The organism is Pseudolabrys sp. (assembly GCF_050250095.1).
In the GTDB taxonomy this organism is placed as follows: domain Bacteria; phylum Pseudomonadota; class Alphaproteobacteria; order Rhizobiales; family Xanthobacteraceae; genus Pseudolabrys.
This window is the reverse complement of sequence record NZ_JBFWPH010000004.1, coordinates 119,686-136,296: the sequence shown is the minus strand read 5'-3', so window position 1 is coordinate 136,296 and position 16,611 is coordinate 119,686. Positions and strand designations below refer to the sequence as shown.

Genomic DNA, 16,611 nt, shown 5'->3' with positions numbered 1-16,611 from the left:
AGGCTGTGGCGGAATTTTCCTAAAAGGCCCGCTATCTGCACCCCGCCTTAACGGCTGCGGCGGCACGATGCCCATGCTCATGAACCTCCAGGGTCGCCCGGGCGACTGATGGGGCATGACGGGGCGCCAGAACGCGCGCCCACGCAGAGGCGAGGCAGAATCATGGGACGAGCCATCGCGGCCATTTCGGGATCGGCGGCAGGACTGGTGCCGCGCCCCTTCGTCCGGCTTGGCGATGCTTTTGCCGGCTATCTGCGCGCCCTGAGCGCCCAGCTGTTCTCCGACTATCACCCTGAGTTGCACTACATGCGCGGCCCCGGCCCCAAGTGGCGGGCCAAGTACGGTCACGGCAAGCCCACGCAGGGCTGACCGCTCGACGGGCACGACGTTTCCGCGACATAAACGCCCGCGTTTCCGGACGACCGCCTCGCATTTCCCCATCTTGTCGCAACCGCGGCGCTGTGGTGAATCATGCCGCAGCCGGTTTAGGCATTGCGTGACGGGGGCGTGTTCATGGCAGGCAAGATCAAGGTCGCGGTTCTCGACGACTATCAGAATGTCGCGCTGAGCTACGCCGACTGGTCGCCGATCGCGAAGGACGCCGACATCACGGTGTTCAACGCGCCGTTCAAGAGCCAGGACGAGGTCATCAAGTCGCTGCAGGGCTTCGCCGTGGTCGCCGGCATGCGCGAGCGTACGCCGTTTCCCCGCGCGGTAATCGAGGCCCTGCCCGACCTGAAGCTGTTGATCACGACCGGCGCGAAGAACGCGTCGTTCGACGTCAAGGCGGCGAACGAGCGGGGCGTCACGGTGTGCGGCACCGCGAGCGTCGGCGCGCCGACCACCGGCATCGTGTTCGGCCTGCTGCTCGAACTGACCCGCAGGATCGGCTTCGAGAATGCGCGCATGAAGGCAGGCGAGCCGTGGCAGACCACGATCGGCCGCGATCTCGAAGGGCTGACCTTGGGCATTGTCGGCCTCGGCAAGCTCGGCCAGCGGGTCGCCGCGGTCGGCAAAGCCTTCGGCATGAACGTCATCGCCTGGAGCCAGAATCTGACGCCGGACAAGGCCAAGGCCGGCGGCGCGGACCATGTGTCGCGCGAGGAGCTGTTTTTCCGCTCCGACGTCGTCACCGTCCATCTGGTCCTGAGCGACCGCTCGCGCGGCCTCATCAACGCCGACGACATCGCGCGCATGAAGGCGAGCGCCTATCTCATCAACACGGCGCGCGCGCCGATCGTCGATCAGGCGGCTTTGCTGAAGGCGCTGCAGAACAAAACGATCGCCGGCGCGGGCCTCGACGTGTTCGAGGTCGAGCCGCTGCCGCTCGACCACCCCTACCGCAAGCTGGACAATGTCGTGCTCACGCCGCATCTCGGCTATGTCAGCGAGCAGCAGTACCGCGCATATTACCGGGACATCGTCGAAGACATCCGCGGCTTCCTCGACGGCCGCCCGGTGCGCGTGATCGCGCCGTGACGGCGACAGGCTAATCGTCGTTCGGATCGCCGGCGCCGGTCACCGGCGTCCAGCTCGGCGGATCGCTCGCCGGAAAGCTCTGATCGGAATCGATCTCGACCTTGTCGCCGGACTTCTCGATGCGCTCGCGCGCCTTCCGCGACCGCTGCGCCGCCTTCTCGGCGTAATCCTTCTTTTTTGACTCGGGCATGGCAGTGCCTCCAAAGCCGGTCACACCGCCCGCATTATGGCACGAAAAAAACGCGGCGCGGAACGAGGGCTCCGCGCCGCGTCATATCTGCTGCTCTAAAATCAGTGTTTCTTGACGTCGCCCGGGCCGGTGACGCCGGTCCAGCTCGGCGGATCGCTCGCCGGGAAGCTCTGGTCGGAATCGAGAGCGACCTCGTCTTCCTCGCGCTCGATACGGGCCCGCTCCTTGGCGGAGCGCTTCACCGCCTTCTTGCCGCGTTTCTGCTGGTCGTCCTGACGGACGGGCGTGCTCGAGTTCTCGCGATTGGCCGCGCGGTTCATGACGAACTCCTTTGGTTGCCGTGTTGTCCGTTATCGTTGCAAATTGTCCCGCACAAACATGGTCGAATTAAACTGCGGCGGAGGCACAAAAGTTCCGTGCGCCGCGAAAAACTTCTTGTGCGGCCGTGCGCGGCGATGCCATCGCGCCACCGCATTTCAACGATAGTAACAAGCAACTGTGGCTTCGGGGCGCGGCATCCATCGCCGGTGATGACCGGGATGGCGACGGAGACGGTTTATGACCGACAGCGCCCCACAGCCCGGGCGCCGATTCAACCGGCGTCAGTTTCTGTCCACTACGGCGGTATCCACCGTTTCGATCGCGCTGCTCGATCGCGCCGATGCGCAGGACGCGCCACAGCCGGCGGCAGCGGATCCCCGCGCGCCGGTCGCGACGACGCTGCGCATCAACGGCCGCGAACAACGCCTCGTGCTCGATGCGCGAACCAGCCTGCTCGACGCGCTGCGTGAAACGGTCGGCCTCACCGGCACCAAGAAAGGCTGCGATCAGGGGCAATGCGGCGCTTGCACCGTACTGGTCGACGGCCGCCGCGTGCTGTCCTGCCTGACGCTTGCCGCCGCCGTACGCGGCGAGGTGACGACCGTCGAAGGGCTCGCGCAGTCCGACGGCACGCTGCATCCGATGCAGCAAGCCTTCATCGATCACGACGCCTTCCAGTGCGGCTATTGCACGCCGGGGCAGATCATGTCGGCGATCGCCTGCGTCAAGGAAGGCCACGCCGGCACCGACGCCGACATCCGCGAATACATGAGCGGCAATCTGTGCCGCTGCGCCGCCTACCCGAACATCGTCGACGCCATCAAGCAGGCGCGCGGCGACATGAAGGAGGGCTAATCCGATGCGCCCCTTCACTTACGTCCGCAGCGACACCACCGCCGAAGCCGCCCGCGCCGCGCTCGCAGGCGCCGACGGCGACGGCCGGCAAAGCGCCGCGCCGGCCAGCCAGTTTCTCGCCGGCGGCACCAATCTGATCGACATGATGAAGCTCGACGTGGTGCGGCCGGCGCGGCTCGTCGATATCAACGGCCTGCCGCGCGATCGCTTCGGAGCCATCGAAAGCACAGATGACGGGCTGCGGCTCGGCGCGTTGGTGCGCATGGCGGAAGCCGCCGACCACCCCGCAGTGAAAGCCGGCTTCCCGGTGATCGCGCAGGCGCTTTCGCTCGCGGCCAGCGCGCAAATCCGCAACATGGCGACGCTCGGCGGCAATATCCTGCAGCGGACGCGCTGCACTTACTTTCGCGACGTCAGCTATATCAACTGCAACAAGCGCATCCCCGGCTCCGGTTGTGCGGCGATGAACGGCGTCAACCGCAAGCACGCCGTACTCGGCGCGAGCGAGCAATGCATCGCGACCTATCCCGGCGACTTCGCGCAGGCGCTGGTCGCGCTCGACGCCAAGGTGTCGCTTGCCGGCCCGCAGGGCGAACGCAACCTCGATGTCGCCAAGCTGCACAAGGCCCCCGGCGAAACGCCGCATATCGAGACCCAGCTTCGCCCCGGCGAGATCATCACCGGCTACGAGATCGCGCGCGCACCGTGGATGCGCCGCTCGCTCTACCTGAAAATCCGCGATCGCGAGTCGTACGAATTCGCCCTCGCCTCCGCCGCGGTGGCGCTCGACATCGAGGACGGCACGATCCGGCAGGCGCGCATCGCGCTCGGCGGCGTCGCCACCGTGCCGTGGCGGGCCTATGACGCGGAAGCCGCGCTGCGCGAGCAGCCGGCCGACGACAAGACCTTCGAAACCGCGGCGCGCCTCGCTTTCGCGACGGCGACGCCGCGCATCCACAACGCCTACAAGATCGCACTCGGCAAGCGCACCGTGCTGCGGGCGTTGCGCCAGGCGGCCGCTTTACAAATCTGACCGTTGCAAACTTCAGCCGGAGACCAGCGATGAACCGCGCCGCTCCCGAACCCAAACAGAACATGGGCCAGCCCGCGCCGCGCCTCGACGCGCGCATGAAAGTCACCGGCGAGGCGCGCTATGCCTCCGACATGCCGGTGGCCGCGCCGGCCTATGCCTTCCTGCTGACCAGCGCGATCGCGCGCGGGCGTATCACCAGCCTCGACACCACCGATGCGCGTGCGGTGCCGGGCGTGATCGACATCCTGACGCACGAAAACATCGGCGATCTGAAGGAGATCAAATACAGCGCGGCGGGCGGCGGCGCCTCGACCTCGATCCAGGACCTCGGACCCGAGATCAAGCACGACGGGCAGATCATCGCCATGACGGTGGCCGACACCTTCGAGGCGGCGCGCGAGGCGGCGTTCCGCATCAAGGCCGCCTACGACATCAACCAGCCGAGCGCGAGTTTCGGCGATGCCGGCAGCAGCGAATCCAAGGCCAAGAAGAAGCTGCCCAACGCGGGCGACGCCGAGCAGGTTTACACGGCAGCCGAGGTGCGGCTTGATGCGACCTACGGGACGCCGACGCAGCATCACAATCCGATCGAGCTGTTCACCACCACGGTGCTCTGGGATAACGGCCGGGTCACGGTCTACGAGCCGAGTCAGTTCATGTGGGGCACCAAGAACACCCTCGCCGAGCGGCTCGGCATCAAGCCCGACGACGTTCACGCGGTGAGCCACTTCGTCGGCGGCGCGTTCGGCAGCAAGGCGCAACTGACGCCGCGCACCGGCCTCGTCGCGCTGGCGGCAAAACGCACCGGGCGGCCGGTGAAACTGGTCGCCACCCGCGACCAAGGCTTCACCATCGCCACCTATCGCGCGGAGACGCGGCACAGGATCAGGATCGGCGCGCAGCAGGACGGCAAGATCACGAGCTTCGAACACCAGGGATGGGAGGTGACGTCGCGGCCGGACGCCTATTCGGTCGCCGGCGTCGAGGACAGCGCGCGGCTCTACGGCTTCGGCGCGGTGAAGACGGAAGTGACGCTGGTTCACGCCGACCGCAACACGCCGGGCTTCATGCGCTCGCCGCCGGTGGTGCCCTACATCTATGCGCTGGAAAGCGCGATGGACGAACTGGCGGTCAAGCTCAACATAGACCCGGTAGAGCTTCGCCGCGTCAACGACTCGATGAAGGACGCCACCGGCAAGGCGTGGAGCAGCCGCTCGCTGATGGCCTGCTACGACGCGGCGGCGGCGTCATTCGGCTGGTCGAAGCGCAAGGCCGAACCGGGCGCGATGCGCGACGGCGACTGGCTGATCGGCTGGGGCTGCGCCACGGCGGTGTACCCGACCCATGTCGGTCCGGCGACGGCCCGCGTGCAGCTCTTTTCCGACGGCCGCGCGCGCGTGCAACTCGCGGCGCATGAGATCGGCACCGGCGTGATGACGGTGGTCGCGCAGATGGCGGCGGAGCGGCTCGGCGTTCCGCTCGAGCAGGTGACGGTCGAGCTTGGCGACAGCGCCTTGCCGCCGGTGCCGGTCGCCGGCGGCTCGAACCAGACGGCGAGCTGCTGTTCGGTGGTGATGCAGGCCTGCAACGCGATCCGCCTCAAGCTGGACAGCGGCGGCGCTTTCGCCAGCGCCGACCAGTCGGCCGAGGCGATCCTGCGCGCGAAGTTCCAGCGGCTCGGCGCGTCGACCATCGAGGAGTATGCCGAATTCATCCCCGAGGCGGCGCAGCCGAACGCCATCACCGGACTGTTCAGCAATCCGATCGACAAGCTTTACAAGGGTCAGAACACGCTGGTCGGCGGCTCGCGCGGCGAGAAGCTGATGTATGCGCTGGGCGCGGAGTTCGTCGAGGTGCGGGTGCATGCGCAGACGCGCGAGATCCGCGTGCCGCGCATCGTCGGCGCCTTCGCCGCCGGACGCATCATGAACACGCGCACCGCGCGCAGCCAGTTGATGGGCGGCATGATCTGGGGCGTCAGTTCCGCGCTGCACGAAGCGACCGAAATCGATCCTCGCGTGGCGCGCTACGTCAACGACAACCTTGCCGACTATCTCGTGCCGGTGAACGCTGATGTGCAGGACATCGAGGTGCTGCTGATCCCGGAGACCGACCGCGAGGTAAACCCGGCGGGCGTGAAGGGCATCGGCGAGCTGGGCAATGTCGGCACCGCGGCGGCGGTGGCGAACGCGGTCTATCACGCGACCGGCGTGCGCATTCGTGAACTGCCGATCCGGCTGGAGAAGCTGCTGACAGCCTAGCCCGCAATCGCGGCTTTGGCTCGCCGCAGGTCGGCGACGAAGGCGCGGTATTGCGCTTTCCGGTCGCCGGCATCGCGAATGCGCAGCAGCCATGACGGGTGGATGGTGACCAGCCATCGCACCGCGCGATGATCCGGCAGCGTCATGAGCTTGCCGCGCGTCCTTGCGATCGTCATCGGACGTTGCGCGATGCTGCGCGCCGCGCTGGCGCCGAGCGCGACCACGACCTTCGGCTTCACCAGCCGCAGTTCCGCTTCCAGCCAGAACCGGCAACGGTCGATCTCGTGGGCGTTCGGACGCTTGTGCAGGCGGCGCTTGCCGCGCGGCGCGAACTTGAAATGCTTCACCGCGTTGGTGACGAAGGCCGCCTTGCGGTCGATACCGGCGTCGGCGATGGCGCGGTCGAGCATGCGGCCGGCCGGGCCGACGAACGGGTGGCCGGCCTTGTCCTCCTGATCGCCCGGCTGCTCGCCGACCAGCATCAGCGGGGCATGGGCGCGGCCCTCGCCCGGCACCGCCTGCGTCGCGTTTCGATAAAGTGGACAGCGGGTGCAGGCCGCTTCCGCCTGCCGCAAAGCCTTCAATGACGTGACGGCCGCCGGTTCGCTCATGGCATCCCCTCCCGGCTGTTAAACCGGCCGGAGCGGACGATGGTTCCGTCAGATGTCCTGAGCGATCCAGCTGCGCTGGACGTCGTCGCACCAGTTGCCGACATTCCACTGACCCCAGGCACCGAGCCCGCCGCGCTCGTCCGGCCCGCAATAGACCGGCACATGCACGACCGACAGGCCGTCGTGCTTGTGCGCCGAGGCGAGCGCGCGCTTCAGCTCATCGGCGGTGGTGCCGCCGGACAGCGCCAGTACGCCGCTCACTGCGCCGGCAAGCTGCACGTAATCGACCGCGACCGAATCGCTGGTGCGGAAGCCGACGCCATACTGCGCGTTCTGCAGGCCGGTGATCGCCGCCATGCGGCGGTTGTCGAACAGCACGATCATGCCGCGCACCTTGTGCTCGACGGCGTCGATCAGCACCTGCGGGTTCATCATGAAGGAGCCGTCGCCGGTGAAGGCGATGGTGTAGCGCGGCGTCTCCGCCAGCGCGGCGGCGAGCAGCGCGCTCACCGCGAAGCCCATATAGGACGCGCCGGACTCGGTATAGGTGTCGCCGGTCTTGTCGTCCTCGACGATCTGGAAGCCGTTGGCCTGCACGTCGCCGGCGTCGAACAGCTTGGCGGCGCCGATCGACTTCGCGAAGTCCGCGGCGATCTTGATCGCGGCCGGCTGCGGCAGCACCGGCTTCTGCCAGGCCTCGTCGCGCAGCGGCGGGCAGTCGTAACGCTCTTTCTTATAGGCGGCCCATTCGGCTTTCTTCGCCGCGCAGGCTTTTAGCCATGCGGCCTTGTTCTTCTCCGCGCCCAGTTTCTCGAGCTTGGCCGCGAGCCTTTCCGCCACCGCCGAGATATCGCCGGTCAGCGCCACGGTGTTGTTGTAATGCAGCGCGTCGGCGAGATCGCCGTTGATGTTGACGACGTGCCTGGCGTTCTTGAAGCCGATGCCGGAGCAATCCGCCTGGCACACCGCGCGCGAGCCGACGACGATCACGGTTTCGGCTTCGGCCATCGCGTAGTTGCCGCTGATCGAGCCTTTCGAGCCGCCGACATGCATGTTCTGCGCATGCGCGTCCGCCAGCACGCCGGTCGAGCCCGGCGACAGCGCGACCACCGCGCCCGCGGCGTCCGCGAGCTTGCGCAGCGCGGCGTCATGGCCGCGTGCGCCGCCGCCGGCCTTGATAACGACCTTCGCCGCGCTCGCGATCACCTGCGCGGCCTCGTCGAGTTCGGCATCGCCGGCCGGCGCCATCGCGGGGATGGCGGGCCGGCCCGGCAGCGCGGCGAGATTGACGGTCAGCCTCTGCGGCTGCGTGTTGAGCGGCAGCAGCAGATAGAACGGTCCGGCGCGATACGGGTGGTTGACGCAGAGCGCGCCGCGGCGGAGCGCATCGCGCACCGCTTCCGGCGTGTGCAGCACATAGGACTGGCCCATGGTGGCCGTGAGGCGGCCGAACAGGCCCTGCTCCTCCTTCGGCACCTGCTGCATGTTGTAGCCTTCGCCGAAGGTCGTTTCGTCGCCGTAAATATGATAGACGCCGACGCCGTTCGACGCGGCGGCGAGCGAACCGGCCATCGCCTGCAGCGCGCCGGGGCCGATCGAGGTGACGACGGCGGACACCTCGCCATATTGCCAGCGCAGCGCGGTCGCGGCATGCGCCATCTCGACCTCGTTGCGGCAATTGACCGTGCGGGTCGCGCCTTCTTCCTCGTAGATGCGCAGCACCTCGCCCAGATCTGTCGAGCCGTGGCCGAAGATCGCGAAATATTTCCGCACACCCTGCTTCATCAGGCCGAGCACCAGCGCCTCCGACAGCGTGGTTTCGACGAGTTTCGGGACGGCGCCCTTGGCGAGCGCGGCGTCGAGACCGCCGGCCTGCGCAATGGCGCGAGCCCGGGCGCGCATCTCCTGTTGGCCGTTCTGGCCCTCGCGCGTCAGCATGTCTTTCAGGCCCTCCGTTCGTCGATCTTTTGCTTGCCGGCGGCGACGATCGCCTTTGCCCGCATGTTGCCGAGCACATGCGCGCCGATGATCAGAACCGCAAGGAGGAGGAATATCAGCGACGGCAACGAGGTGAAGAACACCGACAGATCGCCCTCCGACATGATGAGCGCCGTGCGGGATTCCCGCTCCAGCGTCGGCCCCAGCACGAGACCCAGCAGCACGGGCACGACCGGGATTTTGACGCGGATCAGCACATAGCCGAGGAAGCCGATCACCATCATGGTGGCGACGTCGAACAAGGTGTTGCGGATGGCGAAGGAGCCGACCGCGCACATCACCAGGATGCCGATCGAGAGCAGATGCGGCGGCACCCTGAGCGCCTTCACGAACCACCGCACGCCGAACAGCTGCAGCGCGATGACGACGACATAGGCCAGCAGGAACAGCACGTAGATGCCGGCGACGACGTCCGGCTTTTCCATGAACAGCAGCGGGCCGGGCTGGACACCGTGGATCAGCAGGCCGCCGAGAATGAGCGCCGTCGCCGGATCGCCGGGGATGCCGAGGCCGAGCAGCGGGATCATGGCGCCGCCGGTGACGGCATTGTTGGCGGTTTCCGGCGCGATGACGCCGTCGATGTTGCCCTTGCCGAATTCCTTCGGCGTCTTCGAGAAGCGGCGCGCCTGATCGTAAGCAAGGAAGGCCGCGATCGGCCCGCCGGTGCCCGGAATGGCGCCGATCACGGTGCCGAGCACGCCGGAGCGCAGGATGTTTCCCCAGCGCGACAGCAAGAGCATCAGGCCCGGCAGTTCGACCCTCACATCGGCGCGGTCCAGCGTCTTCTCGTGGCCGCGCCGCCACTCCGTCAGCGCGATGATGACGTGCGGCAGCGCAAACAGGCCGATCATCGCCACGAGCAGGTCGATGCCCTGCAACAGCGTGACGGTGCCGAAGGTGAAGCGCGCCTCGCCGTCGAGCGGGTCCTGCCCGATCGACATCACCATGAGGCCAAGCACGCCGCCGATCAGGCCGCGCAGCAGCGATCTTTCAGCCAGCCCGCATATCGTCGAGAGCCCGAACACGACCAGCGCGGTGATCTCGGCCGGCCCGAAGGCAAGCGCAACGCGGGCGAGCAAATGCACCGAAACCAGCATGATGAGCAGGCTCAGGATGCCGCCGATGCCGGACACGACGGTGGCGGTGGCGATCGCGAGACTCGCCTGGCCTTTCTTCGCCATCGGATGACCGTCGAGCACGGTGGCCGCCGCGGACGGCGTGCCGGGCACGCCGATCAGCACCGCCGAGATCGATCCGCCGGTCATGCCGCCGATATAGGCGGACAGCAGCATCGCGATCGCCGGTTCGGACGCCATGCCGAAGGTGATCGGCAGCACCATCGCGATCGCCATCGAGAACGTCAGACCCGGGATCGAGCCGAAGATGACGCCGACCACCGAGCCGAACACGGTCGAGGCGAGGACCTGCCAGGTGCAGGCTGCGGCGAAGGCGTGAAGAATTGGATCCATCGTTCAGAACCAGTCGATGATGCTGCCACGCGGCAGGTAGACGCCCATTGCCTTGCCGAGAATGAGCCAGATGCCGAAGGCAAGCCCGCAGGCGATGCCGCCGATCAGAACCGGCGAGCGCTTGCGCAGCGGAATGACGAGGAAGCCGGCGCAAGCCACGAGCGTCGCGACCAGGAAGCCGAACAAATCGAGCAGCACCATATACGCGCCAAGAAAGCCGAAGGTGACGAGCACCGCCCAGACTTCGGAGCGGTCGACCGGCTCGCTCGTATCGGCATCGGCGGGATCGGCGGGAAGAAAGCTCCCGCCGATCATGAACAGCGAGAGGATGACGAGCATCACCCCCATCGCCATCGGAAAGCCGCGCGGGCCGAGCCGGGCGCCGTCGGACACGTCCGGGATGGTCAGGAACACCCCGGCGATCCACGCCGCTGCGAACAGCAGCAGCGCGAGCCCGGTCAGCCGATCGCGGTTGAGAAGCACGGGCGCCGTCCTACTTCTTGCCGACGCCGATCTGCTTCATCAGGTCGCCGATTTCCTTGTCGTCGGACGCGATGACCTTGCCGAACTGGTCGGCCGGCAGAAAGGCCGGGACGAAGCCGACATTCTTCGCCGCGCTCTGGAACTCTGGCGAGGAGACGGCGTCCTGCGCCGCCTTTTGCAGCTTGGCGATCACGGCCGGCGGTGTGCCCGCGGGCGCCGCGAGACCGCGCCACATCGAAAGATCGAGGCCGCTCGCGCCCGCCTTGTCGCAGGTCGGCGCATCGAGGCCGTCCACCGACACATCCTTGGCGGCGACGCAGAGCACCTTGAGAGTGCCGGCCTTGACGTGGCTCTGCACCTCCGAGGGGAAGCGCAGCACGCCGTCGACGCGACCGGCAAGCAGTTCCGCGACTTCGCGGCCCTGACCGCCCGGAATGTAGTTCACCTCGACGCCGAGGCGATTGAACAGCGCGGCCGACACGATATGCGTGAACGAGCCGAGGCCGCCGACGGCGATCTTCAGCTTCTGCTTCTTGCCGGCCTCCGCCATCTCCTTCAGCGTTTTCCAGCCGGACTCCGAGCGCACCGCCAGCACCGGCAATTCCTTGCCGACCTGCGCGATGGGGGTGAAGGCCTTGAAGTCGAACGGCAGCTTGCCGGCGTGATAGGTGCTCGAAATCGAATTCGAGTTCCACACGATGTTATAGCCGTCGGCCGCAGTGCCGTGGACATAGGTGTAGCCGATGGCGCCGCCGCCGCCCTTGCGGCCGACCGCGACCACCGGACTGCCGAGCTTCTTCGACATCTGGTCGGCCAGCACCTGGCCGACGGTCTGCGCCGAGCCGCCGAACAGCACCGTCATCTCGACCGGCTTCTCCGGAAATTCGGCGCGCGCCGCGCCGGCCGCCGCGACGAGCAGCAGCGAAGCGAATGCCGGCATTGCAAATTTCTTGATCGTTTTCATGAGTGTTTCCCTCCCGGTCGTTGAGTTTCTGATTGCGATAATGCCGCAGCATTGGCGCTACAGCTTGAGCTCACCTCCGATCCGGCCGGCCCGGACAGCCGCGCCGAACAGTTCGCCGTCATGCGTCACCAGGATTGTGACGTTCTTCTCGTTGGCGCCGACCGCGTTGAGCCAGCGCAGTTGTCCGTTCACCGCGGCCACGTCTTCCTTGACCCACGGTGCCGCCTTTCCCCTCACGAGGCGGATATTGTCGAAGTTCCACGCCACATCGACGCTGTGCAGGATCTCGCGGCCGTCTTCGAGCGCGATGTAGACCATCTGGTGATCCGGCGAATGACCGGCCGCCGCAATGAGGACGAGGCCCGGCGCCAGCGCGCGAACCTTGTCGTAGTCGATGGCGCGGAAGCGCGCGGCGCGCTCCGGCGTGAGCTTCAGATGCGGCCGGTGCGGCGCATTGGTCATCAGCTCGAGCGTGTGACGCGAGGCGATTGTCTTGGCGGCGAGATCGTCGGCATTCGCGGCCTGCGTGACGCCGGCGACATGGTCGGCGTGGAAATGCGTCAGCACAATCATGCGGGCGGCATCGAGCGCCCTTTGCAGCTTCGCGAACTCCTCCGGGAAATAAGGCTCGCGCTTGTCGGGCGTGGAGAACGAGTCGTGGGTCGCCTGGTCGAGGCCGCTGTCGAGCATCACCGTATGGTCGGGATAAACCACCTGAAACGCGGTGCGCGGCATTTCGACCGGCGCGTCGCTGCCGCCGGCGAAGACGAATTTCTGCGGGCGGATCGAGGCGGCGACCTTGATGCCGTTGACGGCGACGGGTTTCGCGCCGGGCAGTTGTGCGGCGGCCTTTCTGATCTCGGCAAGATCGGCGGCGAAAGGAATTTCCTCCACTCCGCTCCCCCCCGCGGAAGCGGGGGTCCAGTCTGGATTCCCGCTTTCGCGGGAATGAGCGGGAGAGCCTGTCGTTGCCGCGCCCGCGTTCATCGGCCCTACTCCGCCGCCTGCGCCGCGGCGCGGCGTTCCGCGTCACGCCGTTCTTTCTCGCGCAGCGCCATCAGCACCTTTTCCGGCGTCGCCGGCAGATCCTGGATGCGCACGCCGACGGCGTCGTAGATCGCGTTCATCATCGCCGGGATGGTCGGCACCATGGCCGGCTCGCCGATGCCTTTGACGCCGAGCGGGCCGATCGGGTCCGGGTCCTCGACGATGAAGGAATTGACGCGCGGCACGTCGAGCGAGGTCGGCAGGATGTATTTGGCGAAACCCGGCGTCGTGGTGCGGCCGTCCTTGAGCTGATAGTCCTCCATCAGCCCCTGGCCGAGCGCCTGCACGATGCCGCCCTCGATCTGGCCTTCGACGCCCTTCGGATTGACGGCGCGGCCGACATCGTGCGCGGCCCAGACGCCGAGCACCTGCACCTCGCCGGTGACGGTATCGACCTCGACCTCCGCGACCTGACAGCCGAACACATAGGCCTGCCACGGCCGGCCGGCGCCGTCGGTCGGCGCGAGGCCGGTGGTGTCGGTGCCGAAACTCGCGGAGCCGACCGGCACCACGCCGCGGCCCTTGCAGTGCTCGACCGCTTTCGCCATCGGCATGCGGTGATTGGTGTTCTCCGCCCAGACCTCGCCGTTGGCGGTGCGGATCGTTTCGGGCGCGACGTCCCAGGTCTTGGCCATCACATCGACCAGCCTGCCGCGCGCCTCGCGCGAGGCGATCGCGACGACGTTGCCGATCATATAGGTCTGCCGCGTCGCGCCGGCGTGGGCGGCTTCCGGGGCGCGTGCGGTGTCGTTGTCGCCGATCACCACGTCGTCCGGCTTGACGCCGATTTCCTGCGCGGCGATCTGCGCCAGCACCGTGAGAATACCCTCGCCGATCTCGGTGACGCCGGTCACGATCTTGACCGTGCCGCCGTCGTCGATCTCCGCCCAGGCGGCGGCGCGATCGACCGTCGCCGTGCGCGCGATGCCGTACCAGCAGGCTGCCATTCCGCGTCCGCGTTTGCGCGCCATGATGCCTACTCCGCCGCCTGCTGCTTGCCACTCACCTTGCCGTTGACGGCAAAGCGCGCGCCGAGCGACACCGCCGGGCGGGTGTCGTCGCGGTTCAGGTCCTTGCGGGTGCCGCCGCGCTGCGACGGCGCGCCCTTATCCCAGCCGGAGCCTTGTTCGGCGGCATCGAGGCAGCGGCCGAGGCTGACGGACTTGAGGGTTTGTTTGGTGTGGGTCTGCGAGCCGGCCTGCATCATGTTGACGCGGCGGATTTCGAACGGGTCGAGACCGAGCCGCTCGGCGGCGATATCGAGCTGGGTTTCCGTTGCAAATTGCGTCTGCAGCGCGCCGAACGAACGGAACGCGCCCGACGGCGTGTTGTTGGTGTAGACGCCGATCGTGTCCATCTGCAGGTTCGGAATGTTGTACGGCCCGGCGCCGAGGATCGCGGCCTTGCGCATCACACCCTCGGTCGACAACCCGTAAGCGCCGCCGTCGCACACCATGCGGAACTTGACCGCGCGGATGCGGCCGTCGCGCGTCAGGCCCATGCGCAGCGTGGTTTTCGAGGGATGCCGCTTGGCGGTGGTCGCAATCGATTCCTCACGGGAGAACACCAGCCGCACCGGCCGCCGCGTCTTCATCGCGAGCAGCGCCAGCATGCCCTGATAGATCATGTCTTCCTTGCCGCCGAAGCCGCCGCCCACCGGGCTCATGATGAAGCGGACCTTCGAGATCGGCATGGCGAGGATCTTCGCCAGCATGTGGCGATGATGCGTGATGTTCTGGTCCGGCGAGACGATGGTGACGACGCCGTCGTGATCGACAAACCCGAGGCCGGCTTCCGGCTCGAGATAGGCGTGCTCGATCGCCTGCGTCGAATAGGTCTCGTCGAGAACGAGGTCGGACTCGGCGAAGCCCTTCTCGATGTCGCCGACGCGGATCGGGATGTGGGTGGTGATGTTGTCCGGCGCATAGTCGTGCAGCACCGGCGCGCCGGCGCCGAGCGCGTCTTCCGCCGTGAACACCGCCGGCAGCGGTTCGTAGACGACCTTGATCGCTTCCGCGGCGCGGCGCGCGGTGAGCGGGTCTTCCGCCGCGACGGCGGCCACCGCCTCGCCGACATAGCGCACCTTGCCGCGCGCCATGACCGGCTGATCGTGGACGAACACGCCGAAGCCGTCGACGCCCGGCACGTCGTCGCAAGTGATGACACCCTCAACGCCTTCCATCGCCTCGACGGCGGAGGTGTCGATGGACAGAATTTTCGCGTGAGCGTGCGGCGAGCGCAGCACATGGACGTGCAGCATGCCCGGCATCGTCATGTCGCCGGCATAGCGCAAGAGGCCCGCGACCTTCGACGGCGCATCGATGCGGCGGACATTCTTGCCGATATAGTCGCCCTCGCCGGCGTCGATCTCGTCGAGCGCGGCGGCCGGCAGGCTGCCGTTCTGCACGTCGCGCGCCATCTCGACGGCGTCGAAAATCTTCTGGTAGCCGGTGCAGCGGCAGATGTTGCCGCCGAGCCGTTCCTTGATCTCCTCGCGGTCGGCGTGGGGGTTGGCGCGCAGCGCCGCGGTCGCCGCCATCACCATGCCGGGAATGCAATAGCCGCACTGGCTGGCGCCGGCCTTGTGGAAGGCCTTTTGCAGCACCGTCAGTTCGCCCTTCTGCGCCAGGCCCTCGACGGTTTCGATGGTCGCGCCTTGCGCCTTCGCCACCGGCATCAGGCAGGATTTCATCAGCACGCCGTCGACGAACACCGAACAGGTGCCGCACTCGCCGGCGCCGCAGCCTTCCTTGTTGCCGGTGAGGTTGAGGTCATCGCGCACGAAATCGAGCAGCCGCTGGTGCGGCTTCGCGGCGCGGGCGACCTTGCGGCCGTTGATGACGGCCTCGATGCGAAGATCAGGCATAGGCGGCCTCCAGTTCGCCCGCGAGCGCGGAGGGCTCCGCGCCGGCGGCGCGCGCGGCATTGACGAGGCCGCGCAGCATGAAGCCGCGCGTCACGTCACGGCGATAGTCCTGCCGGCTGCGAGAGGCGATGCGCGACACCGGCATTTCGGCGGCGCGTTCGAGGCGTTCGGCGGACAGGTCGCCGCCGCGCAGGAAATCTTCGACATCCGTGAGGCGATACGGCACCGGGCCGATGCCGCCGATCGCAAGCCGCACATCCTCGATGAGGCGGCGGGCGCGGTCGAGCTTGACAAGCACCGCGAGGCAGACGAGCGAAATGACCAGCGAGCGGCGATGGCCGACCTTCTCGAAGCTGCCGCCATAGCCGTCGAGCGCGTCGCAGGTGACGGACACGAGAAGCTCGTTGCCGGCAAGCTGGGTGCGGCCCGGACCGGTGATGAAGTCCGTCACCGGCATCGTGCGGCGCACGATCTTGCCGCCCTCGCTGCGCGCCAGCTCGACCTGAGCGTTGTGCGCGATCAGGGGCGGTGTGCCGTCGGCCGCCGGCGAGGCATTGACGATGTTGCCGCCGACGGTCGCCTGCGCGCGGATCTGGTCGTCGGCGAACCACACCGCGCAGCGCGGCATGCAGGGCATCGCGGCGGCGAGCCGCGCATCGTCGAGAAAACGCTGGATCGCCGTCGCCGCGCCCATGCGGACACGGCCGCCGGCGATCTCGCGCGCGTTGAGTTCAGGAATTTTTGCGACGTCGATCAGCACCGGCACATGCACGTCGCCGGCGCGGCCCTCGCGCGCCCAAGGGTAAGTGTCGGTCGCGCCGGCAACGATGCGGAAGCGGCCGCGATGGTTGTCCATCGCGGCGAAGGCCGCATCGAGCGACGCCGGCGTGATGTAATCGTCGCAGGTGAGCATCGCGTTTGCCCAATCCTCTTGATGTCATCGTCCGCGCAGGCGGACGATCCGGTAATCACCGCCGCACGCGAACCGCGCCGACATCGCGTACTGGGTCCCCCGCCTTCGCGGGGGACGACAG

Annotated in this window: 16 protein-coding genes; 5 read left to right on the top strand and 11 right to left on the bottom strand. The window is 67.4% G+C overall.

Annotation, left to right across the window (positions count from 1 at the left end):
* Window positions 1-162 precede the first annotated feature (162 nt).
* Complete coding sequence (locus tag AB7F10_RS13550) at window positions 163-369, top strand: hypothetical protein (protein ID WP_428562195.1); 207 nt, start codon at window positions 163-165, stop codon at window positions 367-369.
* A gap of 144 nt (window positions 370-513) precedes the next feature.
* Window positions 514-1,479: a D-2-hydroxyacid dehydrogenase family protein gene (locus AB7F10_RS13545; RefSeq protein WP_428562197.1), complete on the top strand. Its 966-nt coding sequence runs from the start codon at window positions 514-516 to the stop codon at window positions 1,477-1,479.
* Window positions 1,480-1,489: 10 nt separating this feature from the next.
* Here AB7F10_RS13545 and AB7F10_RS13540 read toward each other — a convergent pair whose 3' ends face one another.
* Together AB7F10_RS13540 and AB7F10_RS13535 are read right to left on the bottom strand one after the other, a co-directional pair.
* A complete protein-coding gene (locus AB7F10_RS13540) occupies window positions 1,490-1,669 on the bottom strand; it encodes a hypothetical protein (protein WP_428562199.1) in 180 nt (59 codons plus the stop codon).
* Window positions 1,670-1,770: 101 nt separating this feature from the next.
* The gene (locus AB7F10_RS13535) at window positions 1,771-1,989 is read right to left on the bottom strand and encodes a hypothetical protein (protein ID WP_428562201.1); all 219 of its coding nucleotides are present in this window, start codon (window positions 1,987-1,989) and stop codon (window positions 1,771-1,773) included.
* A gap of 238 nt (window positions 1,990-2,227) precedes the next feature.
* Here AB7F10_RS13535 and AB7F10_RS13530 point away from each other — a divergent pair, with 238 nt between their 5' ends.
* From AB7F10_RS13530 to AB7F10_RS13520, 3 genes are read left to right on the top strand one after another with little or no spacing between them, the layout of a single operon-like run.
* On the top strand, window positions 2,228-2,845 hold the full coding sequence (locus tag AB7F10_RS13530; RefSeq protein WP_428562203.1) for a (2Fe-2S)-binding protein: 618 nt from the start codon (window positions 2,228-2,230) through the stop codon (window positions 2,843-2,845).
* A gap of 4 nt (window positions 2,846-2,849) precedes the next feature.
* Window positions 2,850-3,878, top strand: a complete 1,029-nt coding sequence (locus AB7F10_RS13525; RefSeq protein WP_428562205.1) for an FAD binding domain-containing protein — start codon at window positions 2,850-2,852, stop codon at window positions 3,876-3,878.
* Window positions 3,879-3,907: 29 nt separating this feature from the next.
* Window positions 3,908-6,139: a xanthine dehydrogenase family protein molybdopterin-binding subunit gene (locus tag AB7F10_RS13520; protein ID WP_428562207.1), complete on the top strand. Its 2,232-nt coding sequence runs from the start codon at window positions 3,908-3,910 to the stop codon at window positions 6,137-6,139.
* On the opposite strand, the gene AB7F10_RS13515 is transcribed toward AB7F10_RS13520, so the two are convergent.
* The 9 genes from AB7F10_RS13515 to AB7F10_RS13475 form a co-directional block, all read right to left on the bottom strand.
* Entirely contained in the window at window positions 6,136-6,750 is a 615-nt protein-coding gene (locus AB7F10_RS13515; protein WP_428562209.1) for a UdgX family uracil-DNA binding protein, read from the bottom strand. The two genes, AB7F10_RS13520 and AB7F10_RS13515, sit on opposite strands and share 4 nt — an antisense overlap.
* A gap of 48 nt (window positions 6,751-6,798) precedes the next feature.
* Window positions 6,799-8,688, bottom strand: coding sequence for a thiamine pyrophosphate-dependent enzyme (locus tag AB7F10_RS13510; protein WP_428562211.1), 1,890 nt, complete (start codon window positions 8,686-8,688; stop codon window positions 6,799-6,801).
* Between the two features lie 5 nt (window positions 8,689-8,693).
* On the bottom strand, window positions 8,694-10,217 hold the full coding sequence (locus AB7F10_RS13505; protein WP_428562213.1) for a tripartite tricarboxylate transporter permease: 1,524 nt from the start codon (window positions 10,215-10,217) through the stop codon (window positions 8,694-8,696).
* A gap of 3 nt (window positions 10,218-10,220) precedes the next feature.
* Entirely contained in the window at window positions 10,221-10,700 is a 480-nt protein-coding gene (locus AB7F10_RS13500; protein WP_428562215.1) for a tripartite tricarboxylate transporter TctB family protein, read from the bottom strand.
* A 10-nt stretch (window positions 10,701-10,710) separates the two neighbouring features.
* Window positions 10,711-11,664, bottom strand: coding sequence for a tripartite tricarboxylate transporter substrate binding protein (locus AB7F10_RS13495; protein WP_428562217.1), 954 nt, complete (start codon window positions 11,662-11,664; stop codon window positions 10,711-10,713).
* A 57-nt stretch (window positions 11,665-11,721) separates the two neighbouring features.
* Window positions 11,722-12,558, bottom strand: coding sequence for an MBL fold metallo-hydrolase (locus AB7F10_RS13490; RefSeq protein ID WP_428562219.1), 837 nt, complete (start codon window positions 12,556-12,558; stop codon window positions 11,722-11,724).
* A gap of 98 nt (window positions 12,559-12,656) precedes the next feature.
* On the bottom strand, window positions 12,657-13,682 hold the full coding sequence (locus AB7F10_RS13485; RefSeq protein ID WP_428562221.1) for a xanthine dehydrogenase family protein molybdopterin-binding subunit: 1,026 nt from the start codon (window positions 13,680-13,682) through the stop codon (window positions 12,657-12,659).
* 5 nt (window positions 13,683-13,687) lie between these two features.
* Complete coding sequence (locus AB7F10_RS13480) at window positions 13,688-15,577, bottom strand: molybdopterin-dependent oxidoreductase (protein ID WP_428562223.1); 1,890 nt, start codon at window positions 15,575-15,577, stop codon at window positions 13,688-13,690.
* Complete coding sequence (locus AB7F10_RS13475; RefSeq protein WP_428562225.1) at window positions 15,570-16,490, bottom strand: FAD binding domain-containing protein; 921 nt, start codon at window positions 16,488-16,490, stop codon at window positions 15,570-15,572. The genes AB7F10_RS13480 and AB7F10_RS13475 overlap by 8 nt, the downstream gene beginning before the upstream one ends.
* Window positions 16,491-16,611: the final 121 nt, after the last annotated feature.